19 protein-coding genes are annotated in these 24,216 nt (G+C 59.1%); 4 read left to right on the plus strand and 15 right to left on the minus strand.

The features are described 5' to 3' along the window. Positions 1–22: 22 nt before the first annotated feature. A complete protein-coding gene (locus BK659_RS22680; protein ID WP_123427257.1) occupies positions 23–2,932 on the minus strand; it encodes an RHS repeat domain-containing protein in 2,910 nt (969 codons plus the stop codon). Between the two features lie 89 nt (positions 2,933–3,021). Further along, positions 3,022–6,018, minus strand: coding sequence for an RHS repeat domain-containing protein (locus BK659_RS22685; RefSeq protein ID WP_259740297.1), 2,997 nt, complete (start codon positions 6,016–6,018; stop codon positions 3,022–3,024). On the opposite strand from BK659_RS22685, the gene BK659_RS22690 reads away from it, so the two are divergent. Then, positions 6,017–6,646, plus strand: a complete 630-nt coding sequence (locus BK659_RS22690) for a class I SAM-dependent methyltransferase (RefSeq protein ID WP_123427259.1) — start codon at positions 6,017–6,019, stop codon at positions 6,644–6,646. The genes BK659_RS22685 and BK659_RS22690 overlap by 2 nt on opposite strands. Before the next feature lie 107 nt (positions 6,647–6,753). On the opposite strand, the gene BK659_RS22695 is transcribed toward BK659_RS22690, so the two are convergent. The 3 genes from BK659_RS22695 to BK659_RS22705 are packed head-to-tail and all read right to left on the minus strand — an operon-like array spanning position 6,754 to position 11,971. After that, positions 6,754–9,807, minus strand: coding sequence for an efflux RND transporter permease subunit (locus BK659_RS22695; protein ID WP_123427261.1), 3,054 nt, complete (start codon positions 9,805–9,807; stop codon positions 6,754–6,756). Next, positions 9,804–10,874, minus strand: a complete 1,071-nt coding sequence (locus BK659_RS22700) for an efflux RND transporter periplasmic adaptor subunit (RefSeq protein WP_123427263.1) — start codon at positions 10,872–10,874, stop codon at positions 9,804–9,806. The genes BK659_RS22695 and BK659_RS22700 overlap by 4 nt, the downstream gene beginning before the upstream one ends. After that, positions 10,871–11,971 (minus strand): efflux RND transporter periplasmic adaptor subunit, encoded by a 1,101-nt coding sequence (locus BK659_RS22705; protein WP_123427265.1) that lies wholly within the window; start codon positions 11,969–11,971, stop codon positions 10,871–10,873. The genes BK659_RS22700 and BK659_RS22705 overlap by 4 nt, the downstream gene beginning before the upstream one ends. A gap of 264 nt (positions 11,972–12,235) precedes the next feature. On the opposite strand from BK659_RS22705, the gene BK659_RS22710 reads away from it, so the two are divergent. Next, positions 12,236–13,396, plus strand: coding sequence for an AAA family ATPase (locus BK659_RS22710; protein WP_123427267.1), 1,161 nt, complete (start codon positions 12,236–12,238; stop codon positions 13,394–13,396). A 102-nt stretch (positions 13,397–13,498) separates the two neighbouring features. Here BK659_RS22710 and BK659_RS22715 read toward each other — a convergent pair whose 3' ends face one another. From BK659_RS22715 to BK659_RS22760, 8 genes are all read right to left on the minus strand, one after another. Then, positions 13,499–14,383 (minus strand): transporter substrate-binding domain-containing protein, encoded by an 885-nt coding sequence (locus BK659_RS22715; protein ID WP_123427269.1) that lies wholly within the window; start codon positions 14,381–14,383, stop codon positions 13,499–13,501. Next, a complete protein-coding gene (locus BK659_RS22720; protein WP_123427271.1) occupies positions 14,380–15,162 on the minus strand; it encodes an amino acid ABC transporter ATP-binding protein in 783 nt (260 codons plus the stop codon). The genes BK659_RS22715 and BK659_RS22720 overlap by 4 nt, the downstream gene beginning before the upstream one ends. Then, positions 15,159–15,818: an amino acid ABC transporter permease gene (locus BK659_RS22725; RefSeq protein ID WP_123427273.1), complete on the minus strand. Its 660-nt coding sequence runs from the start codon at positions 15,816–15,818 to the stop codon at positions 15,159–15,161. Before BK659_RS22725 ends, BK659_RS22720 begins: the two co-directional genes overlap by 4 nt. After that, positions 15,799–16,464 carry an amino acid ABC transporter permease gene (locus BK659_RS22730; protein ID WP_054595068.1) on the minus strand — a complete coding sequence of 222 codons (666 nt, stop codon included), beginning with the start codon at positions 16,462–16,464 and terminating at the stop codon, positions 15,799–15,801. The genes BK659_RS22725 and BK659_RS22730 overlap by 20 nt, the downstream gene beginning before the upstream one ends. A gap of 528 nt (positions 16,465–16,992) precedes the next feature. Further along, complete coding sequence (locus BK659_RS22740; protein ID WP_033058537.1) at positions 16,993–17,775, minus strand: MetQ/NlpA family ABC transporter substrate-binding protein; 783 nt, start codon at positions 17,773–17,775, stop codon at positions 16,993–16,995. Positions 17,776–18,014: 239 nt separating this feature from the next. Then, the gene (locus BK659_RS22745; RefSeq protein ID WP_123427277.1) at positions 18,015–18,947 is read right to left on the minus strand and encodes a sigma 54-interacting transcriptional regulator; all 933 of its coding nucleotides are present in this window, start codon (positions 18,945–18,947) and stop codon (positions 18,015–18,017) included. A 56-nt stretch (positions 18,948–19,003) separates the two neighbouring features. Next, complete coding sequence (locus BK659_RS22750) at positions 19,004–19,585, minus strand: alpha/beta hydrolase (RefSeq protein ID WP_123427279.1); 582 nt, start codon at positions 19,583–19,585, stop codon at positions 19,004–19,006. A gap of 531 nt (positions 19,586–20,116) precedes the next feature. Continuing rightward, positions 20,117–21,190, minus strand: coding sequence for a fatty acid desaturase (locus BK659_RS22760; protein WP_123427283.1), 1,074 nt, complete (start codon positions 21,188–21,190; stop codon positions 20,117–20,119). A 100-nt stretch (positions 21,191–21,290) separates the two neighbouring features. Here BK659_RS22760 and BK659_RS22765 point away from each other — a divergent pair, with 100 nt between their 5' ends. Further along, the gene (locus tag BK659_RS22765) at positions 21,291–22,295 is read left to right on the plus strand and encodes an AraC family transcriptional regulator (RefSeq protein ID WP_123427285.1); all 1,005 of its coding nucleotides are present in this window, start codon (positions 21,291–21,293) and stop codon (positions 22,293–22,295) included. A 153-nt stretch (positions 22,296–22,448) separates the two neighbouring features. On the opposite strand, the gene BK659_RS22770 is transcribed toward BK659_RS22765, so the two are convergent. Both BK659_RS22770 and BK659_RS22775 read right to left on the minus strand, forming a co-directional pair. Further along, on the minus strand, positions 22,449–22,814 hold the full coding sequence (locus BK659_RS22770) for a response regulator (RefSeq protein ID WP_123427287.1): 366 nt from the start codon (positions 22,812–22,814) through the stop codon (positions 22,449–22,451). Between the two features lie 88 nt (positions 22,815–22,902). After that, positions 22,903–23,589, minus strand: coding sequence for a Crp/Fnr family transcriptional regulator (locus BK659_RS22775; protein WP_123427289.1), 687 nt, complete (start codon positions 23,587–23,589; stop codon positions 22,903–22,905). A gap of 85 nt (positions 23,590–23,674) precedes the next feature. Here BK659_RS22775 and BK659_RS22780 point away from each other — a divergent pair, with 85 nt between their 5' ends. Further along, the gene (locus BK659_RS22780; protein ID WP_123427291.1) at positions 23,675–24,199 is read left to right on the plus strand and encodes an Mpo1 family 2-hydroxy fatty acid dioxygenase; all 525 of its coding nucleotides are present in this window, start codon (positions 23,675–23,677) and stop codon (positions 24,197–24,199) included. Positions 24,200–24,216: the final 17 nt, after the last annotated feature.

Here is a 24,216-nt window from a genome sequence, read left to right on the forward strand (position 1 = left end):
AAGTAACAGGTACGACGGTGATTCAACGGCTATGTGGGTCGCGTATCCCCACGACCTTGTAGCGAGGTCCCCCCAAGTGCTCAAACATAAGCCTGTGGGCTCCCCGTCCTCGATTTCCCGGAAATCCATGCAAGTCCGCGGACCAGAGACCGTCACTATGCCGATGCCAATTGACCGCTCCAGTACGGCCTTCATTCACATGACCAATCGCTAAGGAAATGCTCCTGCTGCGAGGGTCAGCCAAATCGCCAAGAATCGTGTCCACTTCTCGAGTATCGATATCCCAGTTTTCGGCCGATGCGGGCCCCATTCTTTGCGGTTGGATCGAGCTCGTACCTGGCGGTGAAGATCTGCCACCTCCCCGCCTGCTCGTGACTCGTGTAGCAACTCCCACCTCAAATTGACCAGCGTTGGTGCTTCCCGTGGTGGTGGGCGATTGCTCGCGCGGCGTGTCTCGAAGCAGCAGTGAGCTGTGGCCCAGTTGTTTTAGTGCACGAACCGGATTCTTGTCGGAGTGAAGGATTTGCTGCGCCTGCCTACCTGTTTCCGCTGGCCCTACATACCCATAAGTACGCCCTGCTGCAGTGTTGAAAAGATTGATGGCCACACCGTCACTTCCGTGAGCATTACGTCGTTCATACGCGAACGTCACAAGTCTGCTGGTTTCGTTGTGCGTCAATCCACCCTGTGTCGCAAGACCAATAGCCAGGTTCGTTACAGCTTCGCCAAACTGCCTTTGCACCTCTTCGGTTTTTGCAGCAATAGACTCCGGTCGTGACTGTTGATAGTCATGCCATCGGCTGGTTGCATACAAAGCGCCCCCTAATAGTGCACCAATGGCAGCACCCGTCCCGGCGTCACCCGCTAGCCAACCGAGTCCAGCCCCGATCATGGCCAGCAGAATCATTATTATGATCCCCCCCAACATTTGGGTGCCGAGAGCTCGCTCCCCCTCCAGCCCGAATCGATCAATGAGGTTTATCGGGTTATTGCCTACCATCTCATAACGATTGAGCCCATCTCTATCACCGGCTGGATCCGGACATATCCACCGCTGCAACCACGGCGCGTAATACCGATACCCATAATAATAAAGCCCGGTCGCATCCCGCTCTTTCCCCGAATATCGAATCGTCTTGTACTTCGCCGCCACTGCACTTTTACCCGCCCAACAGGCCGTGCCACCGAACGGGTAATAGTGTTCCTGCGTCAGTACACCCGCCTGATCATCCAGCTCCAAAGTACTGGAGCCCAGATGATCACTCAGGCTGTAGCGCTGTTGATCGTTGTCGACACCCTCGGGCGCGGAGCTCGGCCAATGCAGCACCCGCACGCTGCTGCGTCCGGCGTCCACGCTGATGACATGGTGCTCTTCGCCATCGGCATCCCGGTGGATATCCAGACCCGGCAGATAACGCACTTCAGCCCGCAAGGTTCGGGCGCCGGTGTGGGTGAGACGCACCTTGCGCAAGCGATGGCCAGGGCGGTCGTAGACGTAATGTTCGTCATCATCCGGTCCGTCGTCACGCTTGACCAAAGTCACCCGGCTCAGCTGATTGCGCGTGTCCCAGCTCATCGTTTGGCCGCGTTGCAGTTCCTGCTGGTTGCCGTTGGCATCGAAGCTCTGGGCGATTTCCTCCTCCCCCGGCAACCCGCCGTCGTCGCGTTGGCCAAGGCTGCGATCACTGCGGCTGGAGGTGAACATCGAAAAGCTCGGGGCGCCGCTGTGATGGCGGGTGATCAGGTTGCCCGCCCGGTCATAGTCGAACGTCTGGGTGTAAGTGCGCCGCTGGTTGGGGTCCAGCGGCGTCGGCAACACCGCCGGCAGCGCCGGCCCATGGCTTGGGCTACTGACCTCCCAGCCCTTGGCTTCGACCAGTTGATAGAGGCTGTCGTAGCGGTAGCGGTTGATCGGCTCGATGCGTTGATGATTGAAATGACTGACCGTCTGCGCCTGGTCTTCCAGCTCGACGATGTTGCCCACCGGGTCGTAGGCATAGTTCAGATCCTGCAAGGGCTTTTGCTGTGCAAGACCGGCCACCAGCCTGATCAGCCGCCCATTGTCGGCCGCGTACTCGATGTTGGTCACCACGCCATTGCCCGCGGTTTCGCTGTCGATCTGGCCGAAGGCGTTGTAGCGGATATGGCTGACTAGCAGCTGCGGTTCGTTGGACGCTGCCTGTTTCAGCCAAACCGCCTTGAGCTCGCCCGCGACGGTGTGGGCGAAGGTTCTGACGTTGCGTTTCGCATCGCTCTGAGTCTGAAGCTCACCGAGGGGATTGCAGGTTTGCGTGGTGACGAAAGAGGTTTCTTCCAGCAATGCGTCCCGAGCGTCGACTGTCAGCGGCCAATTGGGTGTTTCCAGGTCAGCGAGTACGCGCCGGCTTTCGCTCAGTGCCAGGCCATTGAGGCCGTATTCAGTGAAGACTTGAGTACCGGCAGGGTCGTCGTGGCGAATGACTTGCCCGCACTGATTGTGTTCAGCGAATCCTTCGTCCGAACCGCCATAACTGAGGCGTTCGACTATTCGGGGAGGTTCGTCACTGGCCTGTTCCGTGATCGCAACCGGGCGCTGTAAACCGTCGTAATCGGTGTGGCGCTGGCTGCCGCGGCTGTCCCAGCTCGACAGCAACTGACCCGTTTCATCCAGCAAACCCAACTGCCAACCACCGTCGACGCTATCGGTCAGCAGGCTTTGGCCCGTCAAGTCATAGACGGTCGCCAGGTTCGGCTTCGACGCAACACCCCACAGTCGAGGGTCCCAACTCTCGCTCAACCGTCCGGCCGCATCAAAGATTTGCCGGGTAATCCGTGTATCAATCGCTTGCTCGACGCGCTGACGGCAGTACCCCACGCTGCGGATCGCCAACCCACGCGGGTCCATGACCGACAACGTCGGTGTGGCTGTGTCGTGAGAAGCCTGGATGGTCATCGCGATCCCTTGCTCGCTTGAGTGCCCGGAAGCATGGGTGATTTTTCATCTGGCCGATACTGTAAGAAGTAACAGGTAGATCGTGTCGACTACCGTTTGCCAAAAATTTTCCTGATACCGCCAAAAAAAGATGAATGCTTCTGTCGCGGCAAGGGAGTGTTGTTTGGGGGCCTGACACTCAAAGCCCTTCGAGAAGGTTGAGCAGCTGCTTGGGGAGAGGAAGTTGCCGTTGCGGTTTCTTTGGCAACATGTGCATTGAACGCTTCACTGAACGATGCTCCTGTTTCACTCATTACAGACAGCGCCTTTGCGAACCAGTTCTTTGATTGTGTCCCAACAAAACCATCCCAAACACCCTGCCCCTTTAAATACTCGACTAATTCCACCTGCTTTCCAGCACCTTTGAAATGGTTAACCAAATCCACATACTCCTCAGGTGACTTTATATCGGGCAGTCTGATGGCAGAAGAAAACGCATCCGACACACTCACGGACTCGTAGTTTATTGTTGCGCCCGGGGCTATCTCGCTTAAATACGATTTCGCGTCGATGGCACCGTCTGGTTTGTAATGTCCTGAGTGATTGCTGATGGTGATCGTGGAGGGTACTCCAGGTGCAACCGTTAACAGCCCGGCCATGATCGGCAAACCCATTCCTGGTTGAATACCCATGTGCTGTTCGTACGCATTCATAAACAAACGCGGCTTATTTTTCCCATCCAGAAAAACAGCAAAAGCACGAGAGGAGTTTTCAATATCGTGATACCAGTCTGAATCCCCCTCACTAAGTAGCCCCATATTTCGAGTGTAAACGCCCCCCACACTTTCCAACCGCATACTCTGCTCATTCCAGACCAGCTCCTCAAACCAGCCCGTCCCTAAACCTTTTGCGCCTGGATTAAGAATATCTTCGACGAACACATCTACGGGAGGTCTAATCCCTGAAGAAACCTTGTTAGTTCCTTCCATGTCGTAATAGTTAACCGGACAATTACCAACCATTTTGAAGAGATTGAGCCCATCAACACTCCCCGCCGGATCCGGACTCACCCACCGCTGCAACCAAGGCGCGTAATACCGATACCCATAATAGTAAAGCCCCGTCGCATCCCGTTCTTTTCCCGAATAACGAATGGTCCTGTATTTGGCCTCAATCGCATTTTCCCCCGCCCACCACGCCGTTCCACCAAACGGGTAATAAGCTTCCTGACTCAGCACCCTGGCATCTTCATCCAGCTCCAGGCTGCTGGAACCCAAGTGATCGTGAAAGCCAAAACGCACCAGGTTGTTACTAAGCCCTTTGGGCCGTTCTCCCGGCCAATGCAACACCCGCACACTGCCGCGTCCGGCTTCGACGCTTATAACGTGGCGCTCCTCGTCGTTGGCCGTGTTGCAATGCACTTCCAGCCCCGGCAGATAACGAACTTCGCTCAGCAATGTGCGACTGTGCGCCTGTGTGAGCCTCACTTTGCGCAGGCGATGACCGGGACGGTCATAGACATACTGCTCGATGTCTGGCGACCCATCGTCGCGCTCCACCAGCGTCACTTCGCGCAACTGATTACGCGCGTCCCAGCGCATTGCCTGACCGCGCTGAAGTTGCCGTTGATTGCCGCAGGCATCGAAGCGGTCAAGGATGTCTTGCTCATCGGGCAATGAGCCGTCCTCATGCTGGGCCAGGCTACGGTTGCTGCTGAATGAGCTGAACATTGTGAACGTGTTGGTGCCACTGTGATGCCGGCTCAGCAGATTGCCAGCCCGGTCATAGTCGAACGTCCGGGTGTAACGGCGCAGCTGGTTAGGGTCCAGCGGTGATGGTTGCATCACCGGCAGCGCGGGGCCGTAGCTCGGTGTGTTGACTTCCCGAGCACTGGCTTCGACCAGCTGATAGAGGCTGTCATAGCGGAAATCGCTGATCGCTTCGACCTGTTGATTCTTGAAGTAACGAACCGACTGAGTCCGGTCTTCGATACGGCGAATATTGCCGACAGGGTCGTAGCAATAGTGGAGGTCCTGATAGGGTTTACCGGCAGCGTTGCAAACCCGCAAACGGGTCAGTCGTCCATCGTCGGTGGCGTATTCAGTGGAGGTCTTCACACCGTTGCCGGCCATTTCACTTTCGACCTGACCAAAGGCGCTGTAACGAATACCGCTGACCAGCAATCTGGCAGGTTCTAAAGGGTCCGCCAGTTGCAGTCGGACGTCCTTCAGTTGGCCCGCCCGCGTATGGCTAAACACCCGGTTATTACCCTTGGCATCAGCGTGGCTCTGTATTTCCCCTGACGCGGTGTAGACCTGAGCGCTGACGTAGCTACGTGTTTCCAGCAACACGTCACGCGCATCGCTATCGAGCGGCCAGTCGGGCCGACCCCGGCTGAGCAAAAAATGCCTTTGTTCCGAAAGCCTCTGGCCGTTCAACGCGTACTCGGCAAACCGCTGAGTTCCTGCCGGGTCGTCATGACGAATCAGCTGACCGCACTGATTGTGAACGGCACACTGTTCGCTGGCCTCGGCGTAAGTGAAGCGTTCGACCACACAGGGCTGCTCGTCGTCTGTCCACTCCCGAACCTCAAGCGGTCTCTGTTGCCCGTCATATTCGGTGTGGCGCTGGCTGCCGCGGCTGTCCCAGCTCGACAGCAACTGACCCGTTTCATCCAGCAAACCCAACTGCCAACCACCGTCGACGCTATCGGTCAGCAGGCTTTGGCCCGTCAAGTCATAGACGGTCGCCAGGTTCGGCTTCGACGCAGTTCCCCACAATCGCGGATCCCAGCTCTCGATCAACCGCCCCGCCGTATCAAAGCTCTGCCGGGTAATCCGTGTATCAATCGCTTGCTCGACGCGCTGACGACAGTACCCCACGCTGCGGATCGCCAACCCACGCGGGTCCATGACCGACAATGTCGGTGTGGCTGTGTCGTGAGAAGTCTGGACGACCATCGCGATCCCTTGCTTGCCTGAGCCTCCCTGAAGAATGGGTGATTTTTCGTCTGACCGATACTGTAAGAAGTAACAGGTGCAACGATGATTCAAAGGCGCAAAAGCGCTTATAGTCGACACATCTCCCTTTGCCTGCGCAGCCGCCATGAAACACACCCCAGACGACCTCAAACAGATCACCGCGACCACACTGGGGCACTACGACCAGGTGGCCGAGAGTTTCCGTGAAGGCACGCGCGATCACGATGTCAGCCAGAACATCGACGCGCTGTTGCGGCACATTCAGGGCACGGCGCCGTTCACCGTGCTCGACTTTGGCTGTGGCCCGGGCCGCGATCTGCAAACCTTCACCCACATGGGCCACATCGCCATCGGCCTCGACGGTTCGGAACGGTTCGCCCAGATGGCCCGCGAGGACAGTGGTTGCGAGGTCTGGCAGCAGGACTTTCTGAAACTCGATCTGCCGGCCGAACGCTTCGACGGGATCTTCGCCAACGCGGTGCTGTTTCACGTTCCTGTTCAGGAACTGCCTAGGGTGCTGAAGCAGTTGCACGGGACGTTGAAACCGGGCGGTGTGTTGTTCAGTTCGAATCCGCGCGGGGATAACCGTGAAGGCTGGAATGGTGAGCGCTTTGGCGCGTATCACGATCTGGCGGCGTGGCAGAAACTGCTGACAGAGGCGGGGTTTGTCGAGTTGGAGCATTACTACCGGCCGGCCGGGCTGCCACGTGATCAGCAGCCTTGGTTGGCGAGTGTCTGGCGTAAAGCGGCGTAGTCAATTCGGACGCCTTCGCGAGCAAGCTCGCTCCCACAGGGTTCTTCGTCGTTAACAGATCCAGTGTGGGAGCGAGCTTGCTCGCGATGAGCGCGAAGCGCTCGCCGTTACTGTGCGGTTTTCTTCGGTTCCTTGATCTTGTACCAGGCCACATACAGCGCTGGCAGGAACAGCAGCGTCAGCAAGGTGGCGACGATGATCCCGCCAATCATCGCGTAGGCCATCGGCCCCCAGAACACTTCCCGGGCAATCGGGATCATGCCCAGGCAGGCCGATGCGGCGGTGAGCAGGATCGGTCGGCGCCGGTGCTCGGTGGCTTGCACTACGGCGTCCCACGGTGAATATCCGTTGCTCTCGAACTCATCAATCTGAGTCACCAGAATCACCGAGTTGCGGATGATGATGCCGATCAGCGCCAGGATCCCGAGAATCGCCACAAAGCCCATCGGCGTCCCCGTCGGAATCAGCGCCAGCGCCACACCGATCAAACCCAGCGGCGCGACACTCGCCACCAGAAACAGCTTCTGCACGCTGTGCAACTGGATCATCAGGAAGGTCGCCATCAGGAACAGCATCAGCGGCACGACTTTGGCGATCGGCCCTTGGGCCTTGCCGCTTGCTTCGACCGTACCGCCGGTGGCGACCTTATAGCCCACCGGCAACCCGGCAGTGAACTTCTCGATCGCAGGCTTGAGCAGCATCACCAGGTCGGTCGGTTGAATCTCGTCGCGCACCGCCGCCTTGATGGTGACGGTCGGTTGGCGGTCGCGACGCCAGACCAGCGGCTGCTCCAGTTCATAACGCACGGTGGCAAAGGCCAGTAGAGGGATCGACGTTCCGCCGGGCGTGACGATTTGCAGGTTTTGCAGGGTTTCCGGCGTACCGCGCTCGGCGTCCACGGCGCGTCCAACCACGTTGATCAAATAGATGTCATCGTCGACCTGAGTCACCGCCGAGCCGCTGACGATGCTGTTCATCAGGTTCGCCACGTCTGCGGATGACAACCCGAGTTGCCGCGCCTTGTCCTGGGCGATGTCAATGCGCAGGACTTTGCCCGGTTCGTTCCAGTCGAAAATGATCTCGCCGATGTGCGGACTCTTGTCCAGTTCGCTGGCCAGGTCGATGGCGTGCTTGCGCACCTGATCGATGTCTTTGCCGCTGACCCGGTACTGGATCGGCCGGCCTACGGGCGGCCCCATTTCCAGGGCTTGCACGAAGCTGCCAATGCCGACGAAGTCCTTGCGCAGCCGTTCGCGCAAGCGCTCGCTCAGCACCTGTCGGGTTTTGAAATCCTTGCTGACGATCACCAGTTGCGCGTAGTACGGGTTCTGCAATTGCTGATCGAGGGGCAGGTAGAAACGAATCGCGCCCTGGCCGATGTAGCTGCTCCAGCGCACGATGTCCGGATCGCCCTTGAGGGTCGCTTCGAAACGGTCGACGGCCCTGCGGGTTTCATCCATCGAGGCGTTTTGCGGCAGGTTGAGATCGACGAGGATTTCCGGGCGGTCCGACGACGGGAAGAACTGGTTCTGCACGAAACGCATGGAAAACACCGCCAGCAGGAAGCACAGCACCGTAATGCTGATAGCCCACCAGCGATTGCGCATGCTCCACAACAAGCCACTGTTGAAGGCCTTGCCGATACGCCCAGGCTCCTCGGAATGGGGTTTTATGTTGGCGCTGAGGATGTGCACGCCGATCACCGGGGCGAACAGCACCGCGACGATCCACGACACGAGCATGGCCACGGCAAGGACCGCAAACAAGCTGAAGGTGTACTCACCGGCAGAGCTGGCGTTCAGACCAATCGGCACGAAGCCGGCGACGGTTACCAGGGTCCCGGTCAGCATCGGGAACGCGGTCGAGGTGTAGGCGAAGGTCGCGGCCTGTTCCTTGGTTTCGCCCATTTCCAGACGCGTGACCATCATCTCGACGGTGATCATCGCGTCGTCCACCAACAGCCCGAGGGAGATAATCAGCGCACCGAGGGAAATCCGTTGCATGGTGATGCCACTGTATTCCATGAACACGAAGACCATCGCCAGCACCAGTGGAATCGAACAGGCCACCACCAGCCCGGCACGCACGCCAAGGCTGATGAAGCTGACCGCCAGCACGATGATGACCGCCTCGAACAACGCACTGGTAAAGCCACCGACCGCCTCTTCCACCACGGAAGCCTGATCCGACACGTTGTGTACACCGACGCCCACCGGCAGCTCGGCTGTCAGTTCGTCTATGCGCTGGTGCAGAGCCTTACCAAAGGCCTGAATGTTGCCGCCCTTCTGCATGGCAATCGCCAGGCCGATGGCCGGTTGCCCGTTGAAGCGGAACAGCGGTGATGCCGGGTCGACGTAGCCACGGGTGATTTCGGCGATATCGGCCAAACGGTAGAAGCGATCATTGAGCCGCAGATTGACCGCCGCCAGGTCTTTTTCCGAGGCGAACTGCCCGGACGTGCGCACGGAGATTCGCTCTGGACCGGCCTCGATCACCCCGGCCGGGGTCACCGCGTTCTGGGTTTGCAGGCTCTGCACCACTTGACGCTGGTCGATGCCGAGCGCCGCCAGTTTGCGGGTGGAGAAATTCAGGTAGAGCACTTCATTCTGCTGGCCGACCATCTCGATTTTGCCCAGCCCCGGTATGTCGCGGATCTCGGCGCGAGCCTGCTCGACGTAATCGCGCAATTCGCGCATCGACAGGCCGTCGGAGGTAAAGGCGTACACCGAGCCGAATACATCACCGAACTCGTCGTTGAACGACGGACCCTGTATGCCCTGGGGGAAGGTGCCGCGAATGTCGTTGATCTTCTTGCGCACCTGGTACCAGATTTCCGGGACGTCCTTGGCACTGGTGGTGTCACGCAAGTTGACGTAGACCGTGGATTCACCGGGCCGGGTGTAGCTTTTCACATAGTCGAGCGAGTCGAGCTCTTCGAGTTTTTTCTCGATACGGTCAGTGACCTGCTTGAGGGTTTCTTCCTGGGTCGCACCGGGCCAACGGGTCTGGATCACCATGGTTTTGATGGTGAAGGACGGGTCTTCTTCGCGCCCCAGGTTGAGGTAGGAGAAAACACCCATCAGCAAGGCGACGAACATCAAATACCAGACGAAGGACTGATGCTTGATGGCCCATTCGGATAAGTTGAAGCTCCCTTTCATCGCGGGCTGTCCTCGTCGACTTTGACTTTCTGCCCCGGTTTGAGGCTGTTCACACCGGCGCTGACCACTCGCTCACCGCTTTTGACCCCGTGCCCGACGATCACGCTGTCAACGCCACGACTGAGCAGGGTGACGTCTCGCGGGGAAACGGTCCGGGTCTGTTTGTCGACCACCCAGATACGGGTTTTACCGTCGACTTCCTGCAAGGCCGTCAGCGGCAATTCGATACGCGGCTCGATGGCCGAGCTCAAGGTCACGCTGATTGCCGTGCCGAGACGAAAGCCCCGCGGGGTCTCGGCCAGGGTCAGACGCGCGCGGCGAGTACGGGTCGCGCTTTGCGCCTGCGGCTCGATCTCGCGGATGATCGCCGTGCTGTGGATACTCGGATCAAGTTGCGCTGCGACTTCAAACACCACATCGGCAGGCAGTTGCTCGGCGAGGCCCGCCGGCAGATCGATCACTGCTTCCTTGATGTCCGGCCGCGCCAGCGTCACCACTTGCTGCCCCGCCGTCACCACCTGTCCGGCCTCGGCGTTCCAGGCCGTCACGATGGCGGCGTGATCGGTACGCAGTTCGGTGTAATTGAGCTGGTCCCTGGCCTGACTGACCGACGCCCTGGCCTGATCCAGTGAAGCCTGGGTGGTTTTCAGTTCGGTCTGGGCAATGTCCAGCTGCGCCTGGGCGCCCACTCCCTTGTTGAACAGTTCCTGCTGACGGCGTGCACTGGCCCGGGCATTGATCAACTGCGCCTCGACCTTCGCCTGATCGCCCTCGGCGGCACGTAACTGGTTCTGCTGATCGGTCGGGTCGAGGGTTGCCAGCAACGCGCCCTTCTTGACCTCACTGCCAACGTCGACATTACGGCTGGCGATACGTCCCGGCACACGGAAACCGATGTTGCTTTCGAAGCGCGCCTGAATGCTCCCGGCAAAACGCCCGAGGTCCTGCTGGTCAAAGGATCGCACTTCGATGGACAGCACCGGACGCACAGGCTCCGGGGGTTCTTCCTTTTTCGAGCAGGCGGCCAGCAACAGCCCCGCCGACAACAGCAGTAACACGCGCTTCATGGCTGTGCTCCCGTCGAACCTTCGGCGGGCGGCGTGACAATCTCCACCAACACGTCGGGGTGCAACAACTGGCCGCCGGCAGTGACGACTTTTTCGCCGCCATTCAGGCCTTCGCTGATGATCACTTTGCCAGTCAGGTAACGCCCCACTTTGACGGTCTGCAACTGCGCCTTGCCATTGGCATCCACCCGCCACACAGCGGGCTCGCTGAGGTTCTTGGTCAGCGCTGACCAAGGCAACTCGACCGCAGGCTTGCCCGGTACCTTGGCCGTGGCACTGACTACCGAGCCCAGTTGCATGCCTGCCGGCAATGCGCTGAGGGTGACCTTGACCTGCACCGTACCGGTTTGCGCCGATACCGCCGGGGTGATTTCGCGCACCGTGCCAGTGGTGTTGATCTTCGGGTTGTCGAGCAGGCTGACCACCACCGACCGATTCGATGGCGGCGCGCTCAACAGCGATTCGTAGACATTGAACACCGCGTCACGCTCGCCATCCCGAGCCAGGCTGAATATCGGCACCGTGGCTTGCACCACCTGACCGACTTCAGCCTGACGCGCGGTGATCACGCCGGGCGCGTCGGCAACCAGCGCGGTGTAACTCAGTTGCTCGCGGGCATTGGCCAACTGCGCCTGTGCTGCGGTCAACGCGCTCTGGCTGCTGCGCAATGCAGCCTGGGCAGAATCGTATTCGCTTTGGCTGGTGTAGCCCTTGGGCAGGAGTTTTTGCTGGCGCACGAACGCGGCCGCGCTCTGTTTGACCCGCGCCTGCTCGGCGACCACCTGGGCCTGCGCTGAGTCAACGCTGGTCTGCAGGTCTTTCGGGTCGAGTCTGGCTAACACCTGCCTGGCGGAAACACGATCGCCGACATCCACCATGCGCTGGATGATCTTGCCCGCAACGCGAAACGACAACTCGGTCTGAACCCGCGCCTGAACATCCCCGGTCAGGGTCACCGAGGCGGCGAAATCCGTGGGTTTTACCTCTTGCACGAACACCCGTGGGCGTTCCTTCTCGACCGGCTTCTTATCGCCGCACGCGGCCAGCAGAGCAAAGAGACTCAGGCCAACGATACATTTCAATCCGGGACCGGCCATGCAAGCTCCTTTGCGTTATACGGGCGGGCGTGATGCGGGCGGACACGTGACGATACGACTGAGAGCTTAGATCAGGGTTCCAGTTTCGCCTCGGTCTGATAGGGTCCCCGTAGGAGCTGCCGAAGGTTCGGGCCGCGTTCGGACGATCTTTGAGCCTCTCATGTAAACCTGTGTGAAAGATCGCAGCCTTCGGCAGCTCCTACGTTGTAAATTCACTAACGCAGTTATCCTGATGCCGACTCAGGGCCACAGAGAAAGTCTTCCATGCTCAAAACCCTTGCTGTGGCCAATTACCGCTCGATCAATAAATTGGTGATTCCGCTCGGGCGGTTGAATCTGATCACCGGGCCCAATGGCAGCGGAAAATCCAACCTTTACCGCGCTCTGCGGCTATTAGCCGAGACCGCTCAGGGCGGCGTGGTCAACGCACTCGCGCGCGAGGGTGGGCTGGACTCGACCTTCTGGGCCGGGCCGGAAAACATCAGCCGGCGCATGCGCAACGGTGAGGTGGCAGTCGAAGCCAGCGTGCGCCAGTCGCCCAAGCGCTTGCGCCTGGGCTTCGCCGGTGAGGATTTCAGTTACGCGATCGCCCTGGGCCTGCCGGAACCGTCGCGCTCAGCGTTTTCCCTGGACCCGGAAATCAAGCGTGAATGCATCTGGTCGGGTCAGCTGTACCGCCCGGCGAGTCTGCTGGTGAATCGTGCCGGGGCGGTGATTCGCTCGCGGGTCGAGCGCGATTGGGATGTGCTGGCCCAGCACACACCGGCATTCGACAGCCTGTTCGATCAGGTCGGCAGCCTGCGTGCCTCGCCAGAGGTATTGCAGCTGCGCGAGTTCATTCGCCGCTGGCGCTTTTACGATCACTTTCGCAGCGACGCCGACGCACCAGTGCGTCAACCGCAACTGGGTACTCGCACGCCGGTGCTGCATCACGATGGTCGCGACCTGGCGGCAGCGTTGCAAACCATCCTCGAAATCGGCGATCCAGAGGCTCTGCACGCGGCGATCAGCGACGCGTTCCCCGGCGCCAGGCTGAACATCCAGCCGCTGCAAGGAGCGCGGTTTGCCATCGAGTTTTATCAGGAAGGATTATTGCGACCGCTGTCCGCCGCCGAGCTGTCGGACGGGACCTTGCGTTACTTGTTGCTGATCGCCGCGCTACTGACACCAAGGCCGCCGACGTTGATGGTGCTCAACGAACCGGAAACCAGCCTGCACCCTGACCTGCTGCCGGCATTGGCGCGACTGATCGTCCGCGCCTCTGAGCAGTGTCAGGTGTGGGTGGTGTCTCATGCCAGCCGCTTGATCGCGGCGTTGCAGCAAGCCCCTGAATGCAACTCCATCGTGCTGGAGAAAAGCTTCGGTCAGACCGGGATCGTCGGTCAGGGGATACTGGATACACCTGCCTGGAACTGGCCGGATTGAAAAGATCGCAGCCTGCGGCAGCTCCTACAGGGGAATGACGTACACCCGTAGGAGCTGCCGCAGGCTGCGATCTTTTAGCGGTCAGTCAGATATCCGAGCGGATCAGCCCTGCCACTTCCCGCCTTCGACAATCACGCTCTCAGGGTTGGTGTCATCGCTCAGTTCTTTACGCACGTACTGGTCGTATAGCTTGAGCAGGTACTTGTCCTCACCCAGCTTTGCCAGCTCGGCGTTGACCCAGTCACGCAGCTCGATGTTGCCTTTCTTCACCGCCGGCGCAATCGGCGCCTCGGCACCGAGGGTTTCAGTCAACACACGGTAACCCGGGTTCTGTTTTGCCCAGCTGAACAACACCAGGTTGTCTTGTGCATAAGCATCGCCGCGCCCGCTGGCCAGGGCTTGCAGGGACTCGGAGTTTTTCTCGAACTTGAGCAACTTCCAGTCCGGGTGGTTCTTGGTCAGCCAGATATCGGCGGTGGTGCCGGTGGTGACGATAGTGGTGCGGGTTGCCAGGTCATCGAGGCTTTTGACCACGCTGGCCTGCGGCACCAGCGCCTGCACCGCAACCTTGAGGTTCGGATTGGTGAATTCCACCGCTTCCTTGCGCTCCGGGGTGACGGTCATGTTGGCGAGAATCAGGTCGACCTTGTCGCTTTGCAGAAACGGAATCCGGCTCGCCGGCTCGACCGCGACGAACTCGACCTTATTCTCGTCGCCCAACAGATCCTTGGCGAATTGACGGCCGATATCGGTATCAAAACCCACATAACGACCGGTTTCATCGACGAAACCGAACGGCGGTTTGTCGGTGAACACGCCGACGATCAGTTTGTCCCGGGCTTTGATTTTTTCCAGGTAACTGGCCGCAGGCCTGGCGCTGGCGGTAGAGGTCGCAGGCTTGGCAGCCTCTTCGGATTTGTTGCAACCGGCCAGCAGTGCGAGACCGAACAACGGGAGTAGCAGCAGTGAAGACTTGGCAGTTTTCATGAGGGTTCCAGTTCCTTTACAAGAGTCTTTTTAGGCAGTGCTTCGACGTAGGAGAACTTCTCCAGGAACTGCTGCGCTCGTGCGGTTTGCGGGTTCGTAAAGAAAATCTCGGGAGGGTTTTGTTCGAGGATGCGCCCGGCATCCATGAACACAATGCGGTCGGCCACAGCGCGGGCGAAAGCCATCTCGTGGGTGACAATCAACAGGGTCATGCCATCGCGGGCCAGGCCCTGAATCACTTCCAGCACTTCCTTGACCATCTCCGGATCAAGGGCTGCGGTGACTTCATCGAACAGCATCACCTGCGGGTTCATGCACAGTGAACGGATGATGGCGATGCGTTGTTGCTGACCACCGGAAAGCTGACGCGGGAAGGCGTCGCGCTTGTCTGCCAGACCTACCCGTTCGAGCAACGCCAAGGCCTGCTCGCGAGCTTCACGCGCTGGGCGTTTTTGCACCTTGAGCGGGCCGAGCAGGAGGTTGTCGAGCACGCTCATGTGCGGGAACAGGTGATAACTCTGGAACACCATGCCGATCTGCTGGCGCACTTCGCGCCAGTCGGTGGCCTTGCTCAGCAACTCGCGCCCGGCAAACCGCAGCTCGCCGCTGTGGGCGACTTCCAGGCCATTGAGGCAGCGCAGCAAGGTGCTTTTACCGCAGCCGCTAGGGCCGAGGATGACGATCACCTCACCGGCTTCGACGCTCAAGTCGATCCTGTTGAGGACCTGATGCTCACCGAAAAATTTGTTGAAACCCTTGAACTCGATCAATGCGCTCATGCTTGCGTCCAGCGCCGTTCCAGCACGCGGGAAGCGGCCGAGAGCGGGTAGCAGATAAAGAAGAAAAACAGGAACAGTGCGCCGTAGATCAACACCGATTCGTAGGTGCGCTCGATGATCTGCTGGCCGACCTTGATCACGTCGACCACGCCGATCAACACCGCCAGCGAGCTGGTCTTGATGATTCGCGTGTAGACGTTGATGGTCGGCGGCGTCATGCGTTTCAGTGCCTGGGGTAGCAGCACGTAACCGAAGAGCTGTGGGCCGGACAGCCCGATCGACAGCCCCGCTTCACGCTGGCCTCGCGGTAAGGAATGTAATGCGCCGCGCACCACTTCGCCGACTTCACTGGCGCCCCACAACGACAACACCAGCACCGCGCACCAGAAACTCGGCAGGCTCAGGCCGAAAAAAATCGGCAGGCCGAAGAACAGCAAATACAGCCAGACCAGCACCGGGATCGCCCGAAACAGTTCCAGATAGACCCGAAGCAACGCGTTCAGCCACTTCGAGTTCAGACTGCACAGCACGCCGTAGAGCACCCCGCCCACGGTGCTGATGGCGATACTCAAAAACGAAATCGACAAGGTTTGTCCGGCGCCTTTGGCCAACTGAGGCAAGGACACCCAAAGCAGCTCAAGACCCGAACTGGCCATGCTGGAGCCTCCTTTCCAGACGGCTCAGCAGCAGCGACAACGGCAAGAACAGCAGCACGCAAATCAGCGTCAATACAGCGAGCATTTCGTAGGTTTTGTAATACAGCGCGATGTAGCTCTTGGTGGTGTAGAGAATCTCCGGCACCGCCACCGCCGACACCACGGTGGTCTCCTTGAGCAGGAAAATGAAGTTGGCGAACAGCGAAGGCAGGCTGAGGATCCCCGCTTGCGGCAGGATCACGTAACGCAGCAATTGCCAGTGGGACAGACCGATGGAGCGCCCCGATTCCAGTTGCGCCGCAGGCACCGCTTCAACGCCGGCCCGCAGTACCTCAGTGAGGTAGGCACCGCCAAGAAACGTCATGGTGATGATCGCCGCCGCAAAGCCGGAAACCTTCACCCCCAGTGCCGGCAACGCGAAGTAGACGAAAAACAGTTGAATCAGCAGCGGAGTGTTGCGCGCCAGTTCCACGTACAACGCCACGAGGCGCTGCAAATACGGCGTGCGGAACACCAGAAGGGTCGCGTTGATCAGTGCTACCAGCAACGAAGTGCCGATGGCGATCAGGCCGACCTGCAGCGTCACGCCCACGGCGCGGAGAAACGCCGGCAGGGTGCTGAGGATGAAAGCGTAATCGAACGTCATTGAAGATCCTGAACGCCGCAGGGTAAGCGACGGTGGCGCAGTCCATTGAGCTGTGGATAACAGCCCGGCAGGCACTGACTTTAAAGGTATAAAAAGAAACATTTAAATACCGATAAAGCATATTGATATCACGCAAAAAACTATCTGATGGGTTGGCGCTGTCAGCGGGAGACAGCTATTTTCCTTTTCGCTGTAGGAGGGATCTATTTTTCAAAATCCCCCTCCAAGGACATGCAGCGTGCGGCCACACTCCCCGGTCGAACCATCACAAGGACGATAAAAATGGCAGACGTGAAAACACCCCAGCGGCTGGATCCGCAGGACATCGTGAAGTTATTGACGGCGTTGCGCCGGGCGTTGAGGGCCAGAGTGGCCTGAACAAAGAGATCGCAGCCTGTGGCAGCTCCTACGCCGATCTAATGTAGGAGCTGCCGCAGGCTGCGATCTTTTGATTTTCGCGTGCAATAAAAAACGCCGACGCTATCGAAAGCCGTCGGCGTTGAAACCTTGAAGGGTTTTACCGCTCAATCAGAACGCTGGCAGTACCGCGCCGCTGTACTTCTTCTCGATGAACGCTTTGACTTCAGGGCTGGTGAGGGCCTTGGCCAGTTTCTGGATCGCCACGCTGTCCTTGTTGTCTGGACGCGCGACCAGGAAGTTCACGTATGGCGAATCTGCACCTTCGATCACCAGCGCGTCTTTAGCCGGGTTCAGACCCGCTTCCAGTGCGTAGTTGGTGTTGATCATGTCCAGGTCGACCTGATCCAGCACACGCGGCAGCATGGCCGATTCCAGTTCCTTGAACTTGAAGTTGTGCGGGTTCTTGGCGATGTCTTTTGGGGTAGCCAGGGCATTTTTCGGGTCTTTCAACTCGATCAGGCCGGCCTTCTGCAACAGGATCAGCGCACGGCCGCTGTTGCTGCCTTCGTTCGGGATAGCGATGGTTGCGCCGTCTTTCAGCTCAGCCAGGGTTTTGACTTTCTTCGAGTAGCCGCCGAACGGTTCGACGTGTACGCCGATCACGGTCACCAGGTGAGTACCTTTGCCTTCGTTGAAGCTTTTCAGGTACGGCAGGGTCTGGAAGTAGTTGGCGTCCAGACGCTTCTGATCGACCTGCACGTTCGGTTGTACGTAGTCGGTGAAGACCTTGATTTCCAGATCCACGCCTTCTTTGGCGAGGGTCGGTTTGATCAGTTCGAGGATCTCGGCGTGCGGCACCGGCGTTGCGGCAACCACCAGTTTTTCGCCAGCCTGGGCCAAGCCCGCAGTCAGGGCAGCCGCCAATGCGGTGAACAACAGAACCTTTTTCATGCAGTGTCCTTATTTGTCGTTGTCGACAACGGCTAAAAAATGAAGTGCCAGTGAAGTGCTATCGCTGGTGTGGAGCGGACAATACCGAGATTTTTTATTCCCGAACAATATCTTTTATTCACTTCCATATTCCATTTTGTTCATACAGCAAAACCACGCCCGTAGGAGCTGCCGAAGGCTGCGATCTTTTGATCTTCAGGCTCCGTTGAATGCAGAAAGATCGCAGGCTGCGCCAGCTCCTACGCGAGCCCTGTTTGTTCGAGAAGTCGTTTCAGGGCTTGCAGCTCTGGCGCTGAACCGTTGTCGACTATGCGCTTGAGTTGCTGCTCGATCTGTTCGAGCGGCGACAACACCTGCGGCAGATTCAAATGCGCAGGCTTTATCTCCTCGCCACTGCTGACCAGTAACGCAAAGTGAATGACGTTTTCCAGCTCACGGGTATTGCCCGGCCAGCTGTGCCGTTCCAGAACCTGCTGTGCCGCGTCGCTGATAAACGGCACCGGCAGATCGAGGCGCTGGCTGTAGATACCGAGGAAATACTCGGCCAGTGATTGAATATCACCGACTCGCTCGCGCAAGGCCGGCAATTCGAGCTGTCCTTCGCTCAGGTAGTGATAGAGCCGCTCATGGAACTTACCGGCCGTCACGGCTTGTGCCAGATCGATGCTGGTCGCCGCCACGAGTCGCACATCCACCGGGCTCGGTTGCTGGGCACCCACGCGGGTGACTTCGTGATTCTCCAGGGCGGCGAGCAGTTTGATCTGAATCGGCAACGGCAAATCGCCGATTTCATCCAGGTACAACGTCCCGCCATTGGCCGAACCAAACCACCCGGCACGACTGCTGGCCGAGCCGCTGAAACTGCCGCCGGCATAACCAAACAACTCGGCATCGGCGTAGGTCGGGCTGATGGCACCGCAGTTGACCGACACGAACAAACCGCCACGATCACTGGCGCGGTGAATGTGCCGTGCCAACAGCTCTTTGCCACTGCCGGTTTCACCGCGAATCAACACCGAAATCGAGCGCGGCGCCAGTTGCTCCAGCTCCTGGCGCAACTGTCGCGAGCGTGGGTCGACGAACACCAGTGCCTTGGCGCGAATGCTTAGCGGACTTTTTTCAGCATCGGGAAAGGTCAGCAATGGCTGACCGAAAGATTCATGCAAACTCATGGCAGACTCCCGCCCATAACCGCCGGGAGACGGGGGCGTTTAAATAAAAAACAGGTTCAAGCGCGGCGCAGGGCGTGATGTTCCATGCGGTTTTGCAGGCGATACAGGTAGGCGAAACCTTGCTCCCAACGATGGTGGCCGGACTTCACGTTGATGTGCCCGGCACCCGCCAGAATTCCCGCTTCGGCGCCCCAGTTGCGTGCCAACTCAAGCGCCCGTGGAGCGCTGACGGCGGCGTCGTTGTCGGAGCTCACAACCTGGCTCGGGAACGGCAGCAGGTGCGTCGGAATCGGCGCAAAGTTGCGCAACGCTGGCGCGCAGGCCGGGCGTTCGACGTCTGCAGGCGCCACCAGCAACGCTCCGCGAACCTGACGCAACGCCTGCAATGGCGCCGTGGCCGCCCAATGGGCAACCGTGATGCAACCCAGGCTGTGGGCAATCAGGATCACCGGCGTGCTGTCGGCATCAATCGCTTCAGCCAGCGCCGCCACCCAATCCTCACGGCGTGGCTTCAGCCAGTCGGCCTGCTCCACTCGTGCGCTGTTCGGCAGGCTGTTCTGCCAATGGCTTTGCCAATGATCCTCTGGCGATCCTTGCCAGCCCGGCACGATCAGGTAGCGAATTGATTCGTTGCGCATGGGGGAGCTCTCCGGTGCGTGTCTGTTCCTGATCGAGTATAGGGACGGGATTTATATTCGTTAAGGAATAAGAAGCTATTTATTAAGATCTATATCGAATATTAACTAATCACCCTGTGGGAGCGAGCTTGCTCGCGATGGGGCCGTGTCAGTCAACATTGGTGCCCGTTGACACTCCGCTATCGCGAGCAGGCTCGCTCCCACAGGGATTGTGTTTTGCTTTCAAAAAAAAAGGGGCCGCACCCTGCCAAGGAGACGGCCCCGGAAATCGAAAATCTGTTAACCCGCGGTAATCACCGACAGCTCGGTAATCCTCAAATGTTTAACACGGACAGGTTGCGGTTCAATGAATAGATCCGCCTGCGCCTGACGCCCCCACGTGACCGCTTCGACGGATGAATCATTGCTTCAATGACTTATTTCCGAAAGTAATATTTTATGATTTATATATAATTTTATCGTATAAAAAATCAACATTTCCTGCCAGCGCCCGGAATCAAAGGGCTGCCGAGGAACACGCCTGAGAACGATCTACGCTTGAGCTTCCCGCACCGTTTCGGTTGTCTGCTGCTCCTTGCGCTCAAACCGGTTCGCCCGTCCAAACGTACCGAAATCATTGAAGCGCACACCCATCTCGCGCATCACTTTGTGCGCCACCGGCACGGTCAGTTGGCGGATGTAAAACGGTTCCTTCACCACAAAATGATGGATGCCGTGGCTGCTGCCGAAGTTGAAGCAGAACGCCTGCAACGGCCACATCCACCATGGATTGAGCACCTGGGTCTGCTGGATCACGTTGCCCGGCTCAATGTCGCCGTAGTAGTGCATGTTCGAACTGATGAAGTGCAGGCAGAAGGTGCGCAGCACGTTCGGGCCGATGATCACCACCGCAGCGATATTGATCACCTGCATCACCGACAGCGTGGTCGCCGACCACTCCACCGAGGTACCCAGCAAATACGCAATGCCGTTGGCCGCATGGAAACCAAGAAACATGTACCACGCACCCCAGTGCACCAGCGCCAGTGGTGCGTAAACCTTCAGGGTGCGCTTGATGATGCTGAACTTGTGTGCCCAGGTCTTGGCCCGCAGCATGCGGATGAACGCCGACATCACGTTGTCGCCGACCATCAGCAAACGGGCGATTCCCCAGGGTTCGCCGTTGGTGATGGCGCGTTCTTCCATGTCGGTTTCGCTGCCAGATACCTTGTGGTGATTAAGATGCAGATGGCGGCGGATCCACGGGTTGATCGTGCTCGGCCGCGCCAGCCAGACCAAGCCCATCATCAGGTTGTGCGGCACGCGTTGCTTACGGAAATACAGGCTGTGAATCAGGTCGTGCTCCAGTTCATGGGTCAGCGAGGCAAAAAACCCATTCAGCAGCAAACACGCCCACCAGGCCATGTGCCCGGTCATGTAGAGCGCCGCCGACCCCATCATTCCGGCCAGGGCGAAGGCCAGAATGCCCACGCCAAGGGCGTCCTGATGGTTGAGAATCGGGTAGCGCTGACGCAGTTCGACACCGTGGGCGAGCACCACTTCACGAATATGCGCAGATCGTTGTTGTGCATTCTGGCGTTCAGGACTTGCAGAAGTACCGTACATGCTTCCATCCTTTAGTTATTGATGTTCGCATCCTGCCCTGCACGATCGCTTCGGGCGTTAGCTGTGAACGCCAACCTGTTGACCGGAAGCGCCAATCATCATGATTGAACCCACCTCCCTCGCCAGCTGGACCCGCGCTTTGCGCAAACAACTCGACGCCCTCGGCCTCGACAGCAACGCCCTGTGCCTGCAAGCCGGGCTCGACCCGCAACTGATGGACGACCCCAACGCCCGCTACCCGTTATCGGCCACCACTCGACTGTGGGAGCTGGCCGTCGAGGTCAGCGGCGACCCGGCGATTGGTTTGCGGGTTTCGCGGTTCGTCAGCCCGACCACCTTCCACGCACTGGGATATGCGCTGGTCGCCAGCGGCAGTCTGCGTGAGGTGTTCGAGCGCATCGTGCGTTATCACCAGGTGATCAGCGACGCATTGGAGCTGGAACTGACCCGTGGCGAAGATCGCTATTGCTTCACCCTCAAGGTCCCCGAAGGCAGTCCGGCGCCAGCGCGGGAAGCGATCGACGCCTTCGCCGCGATCTACGTGCGCACCTGTCGCAACCGTTTGGGTCGGGACTATGCACCGCTGGCGGTGTACTTGCGCCGACCGGAACCGGCCGACCCGAAACAATGGCACGCGGTGTTCCGCGCACCGATCTTCTTTGCTGCTGACGAAGACCGGCTGGAGTTTTCCATCGACGACTTCGAAAGCCACCTGGATGACGCCAACCCGGAGCTGGCCGAACACAACGAAACCGTACTCAAGCGCGCCCTGACGCAGCTGCGCCTGCTGACCTGGGAGCGCAAGGTGCGCGATGCCATCGAAGCGCAACTGCCCGAAGGCGAACCCAGCGCCGAACGCATCGCCGAGACCTTGCACTTGAGTTTGCGCAGCTTGCAACGGCATCTGGCGGACGAAGGCTGCCGGTTCGACACGCTGCTCAATGAGTGTCGTGAGAATCTGGCACTGCTGCACTTGCGAGACCCACAGTGCTCGTTGAGCGAAATCAGCTATCTGCTCGGATTCGCCGACACCAGCAGCTTCAGCCGCGCGTTCAAACGCTGGACCGGGATGACGCCTGGGCAGTTTCGGGATGGGTTGCGGTAAAAAGTCGGGATTTGCGCCGGTTTTGCCGGCCTCATCGCGAGCAAGCTCGCTCCCACAGTGGATCTTCGGCGTGAACGTTATCGGTGTTTCACTCAGGTCTAATGTGGGAGCGAGCTTGCTCGCGATAGCGATTTACCAGACACCACAGGCGGCTCAGCGCCCGCGATCACGACGCAGCAACTTGCGCACCCGCGCCACCAGCTCACTCACGGCGAACGGCTTGAGCAGGTAGTCATCCTCATGCAGCTCCAACCCGCGCAGCCGGTCTTCAATGCCATCCGCGGTGGTCAGGAACAGAACCGGCGTTGCGCCGAGCTGGCGGATCTGTTGCAACAGCTGCCAACCGTTGAGGCCGGGCAGCATCACATCGAGGATGATCAGATCGTACTCACCCGTTTCGATGAAACGTCGCCCGGCCATGCCGTTGTCCGCCACATCCACCCCATAACTGGCTTCGCTCAGGCCCTGGGCCAGAAGTTTCGCGGTCTCGGGTTCGTCTTCCACTAACAGCAAACGCATGGCACACCTCGGATAATCGTCACCACAGGCTAGGCGCCTTGGCGCACAAAGCCCATCACTAACGGTTATTTCGGATGAGGTGACGGGTTCAAACGCTCGCCAAAGCCCGCAATCGACCCGCGTCGAGGATCTCGATCTCGCCATAACTCAGGTTGAGAATGCCCTGACCCTCCAGGTCTTTGAGGATCTGGTTGGTGGTCTGACGCGACAGCGAAAGCAGCAACGCCAACTGCTCCTGCGGCAGTTGCAGGATGCGCCGTGCGGGTTCGATCTCGCCGTAGCCATCGGCAATCATCAGCAAGCGATGCGCCACGCGGGCCGGGGCTGGCAGCAAGGTCAAATGCTCGAGATTGATGAAGGTCAGGCGCAGTTTATGGCTCATCAGCAAAGCCAACTGTCGCCAGTAGTGCGGATGTTCTTCGAGCATGCCGAGCAACGCCGTCTGCGGGATGTGCAACAGAATGCAGTGGCCCACACCATAGGCGTCATGGGTGCGTGGCTGGCCGTCGAACAGACTGATTTCGCCGAACCAGTGCGGCGGCTCGATCAGGCTCAGCAGTGCCTCCTTGCCCTGCTCGCTCACCGCGCCCACGCGCACCGCACCTTCGAGTACCGCGTACAGACCACACGGCGGATCACCGCGCTTGAACAGCCGTTGTCCCGGCGACAGCCTCCGCATGCGGGCCAGGGACAGCAGACTATCCTGTAACAAGGGCGGCAAATGGCTGAACCACTGCCCCTTCATCAGGCGTGACCGCCGGGCCTGCATATCCATGAAAACTCCAAGATGATTGTCGTCTGGCTGACAGAGTAACGACTGACCGCAGGGCATGATCGACATCCCTACCGGAGGAATAACAATGAAAAGCCTCGTTGACCACCTCAGTCAATACGCCGCGTACCATCGTGACCCGCGCAATATCGCCAGCCACTTCATTGGCATTCCGCTAATCGTGGTCGCCGTCGCGGTGCTGCTGTCACGGCCAGGATGGCCGGTGGCCGGGCTCTGGCTGTCTCCAGCCGGGCTCTTGGCGCTGGCTTCGGCAGCGTTCTATTTGCGTCTGGAAATACGTCTTGGCGTGGTGATGACGGTGCTGCTGGGACTGTCCGTTTGGCTAGGCCAAATCCTCGCGGCGCACAGCACCCTGCTCTGGTTGAGCAGCGGTGTTGCGATGTTTGTGGTCGGTTGGGCGATCCAGTTTGTCGGCCATCACTACGAAGGACGCAAACCGGCGTTTGTCGATGATGTGACGGGATTGATCATCGGGCCGCTGTTTGTGGTGGCGGAACTGACGTTTTTGCTGGGGTTGCGGCATGAGCTCAAAGAGCAGATTGAAGCGCGGGCGGGTGGGGTGCGAATTAATCGCAAAAATGCAGCCGCGTAGGACGCCATCGCGAGCAA

The organism is Pseudomonas brassicacearum (genome assembly GCF_003732225.1).
GTDB lineage: Bacteria > Pseudomonadota > Gammaproteobacteria > Pseudomonadales > Pseudomonadaceae > Aquipseudomonas > Aquipseudomonas brassicacearum_E.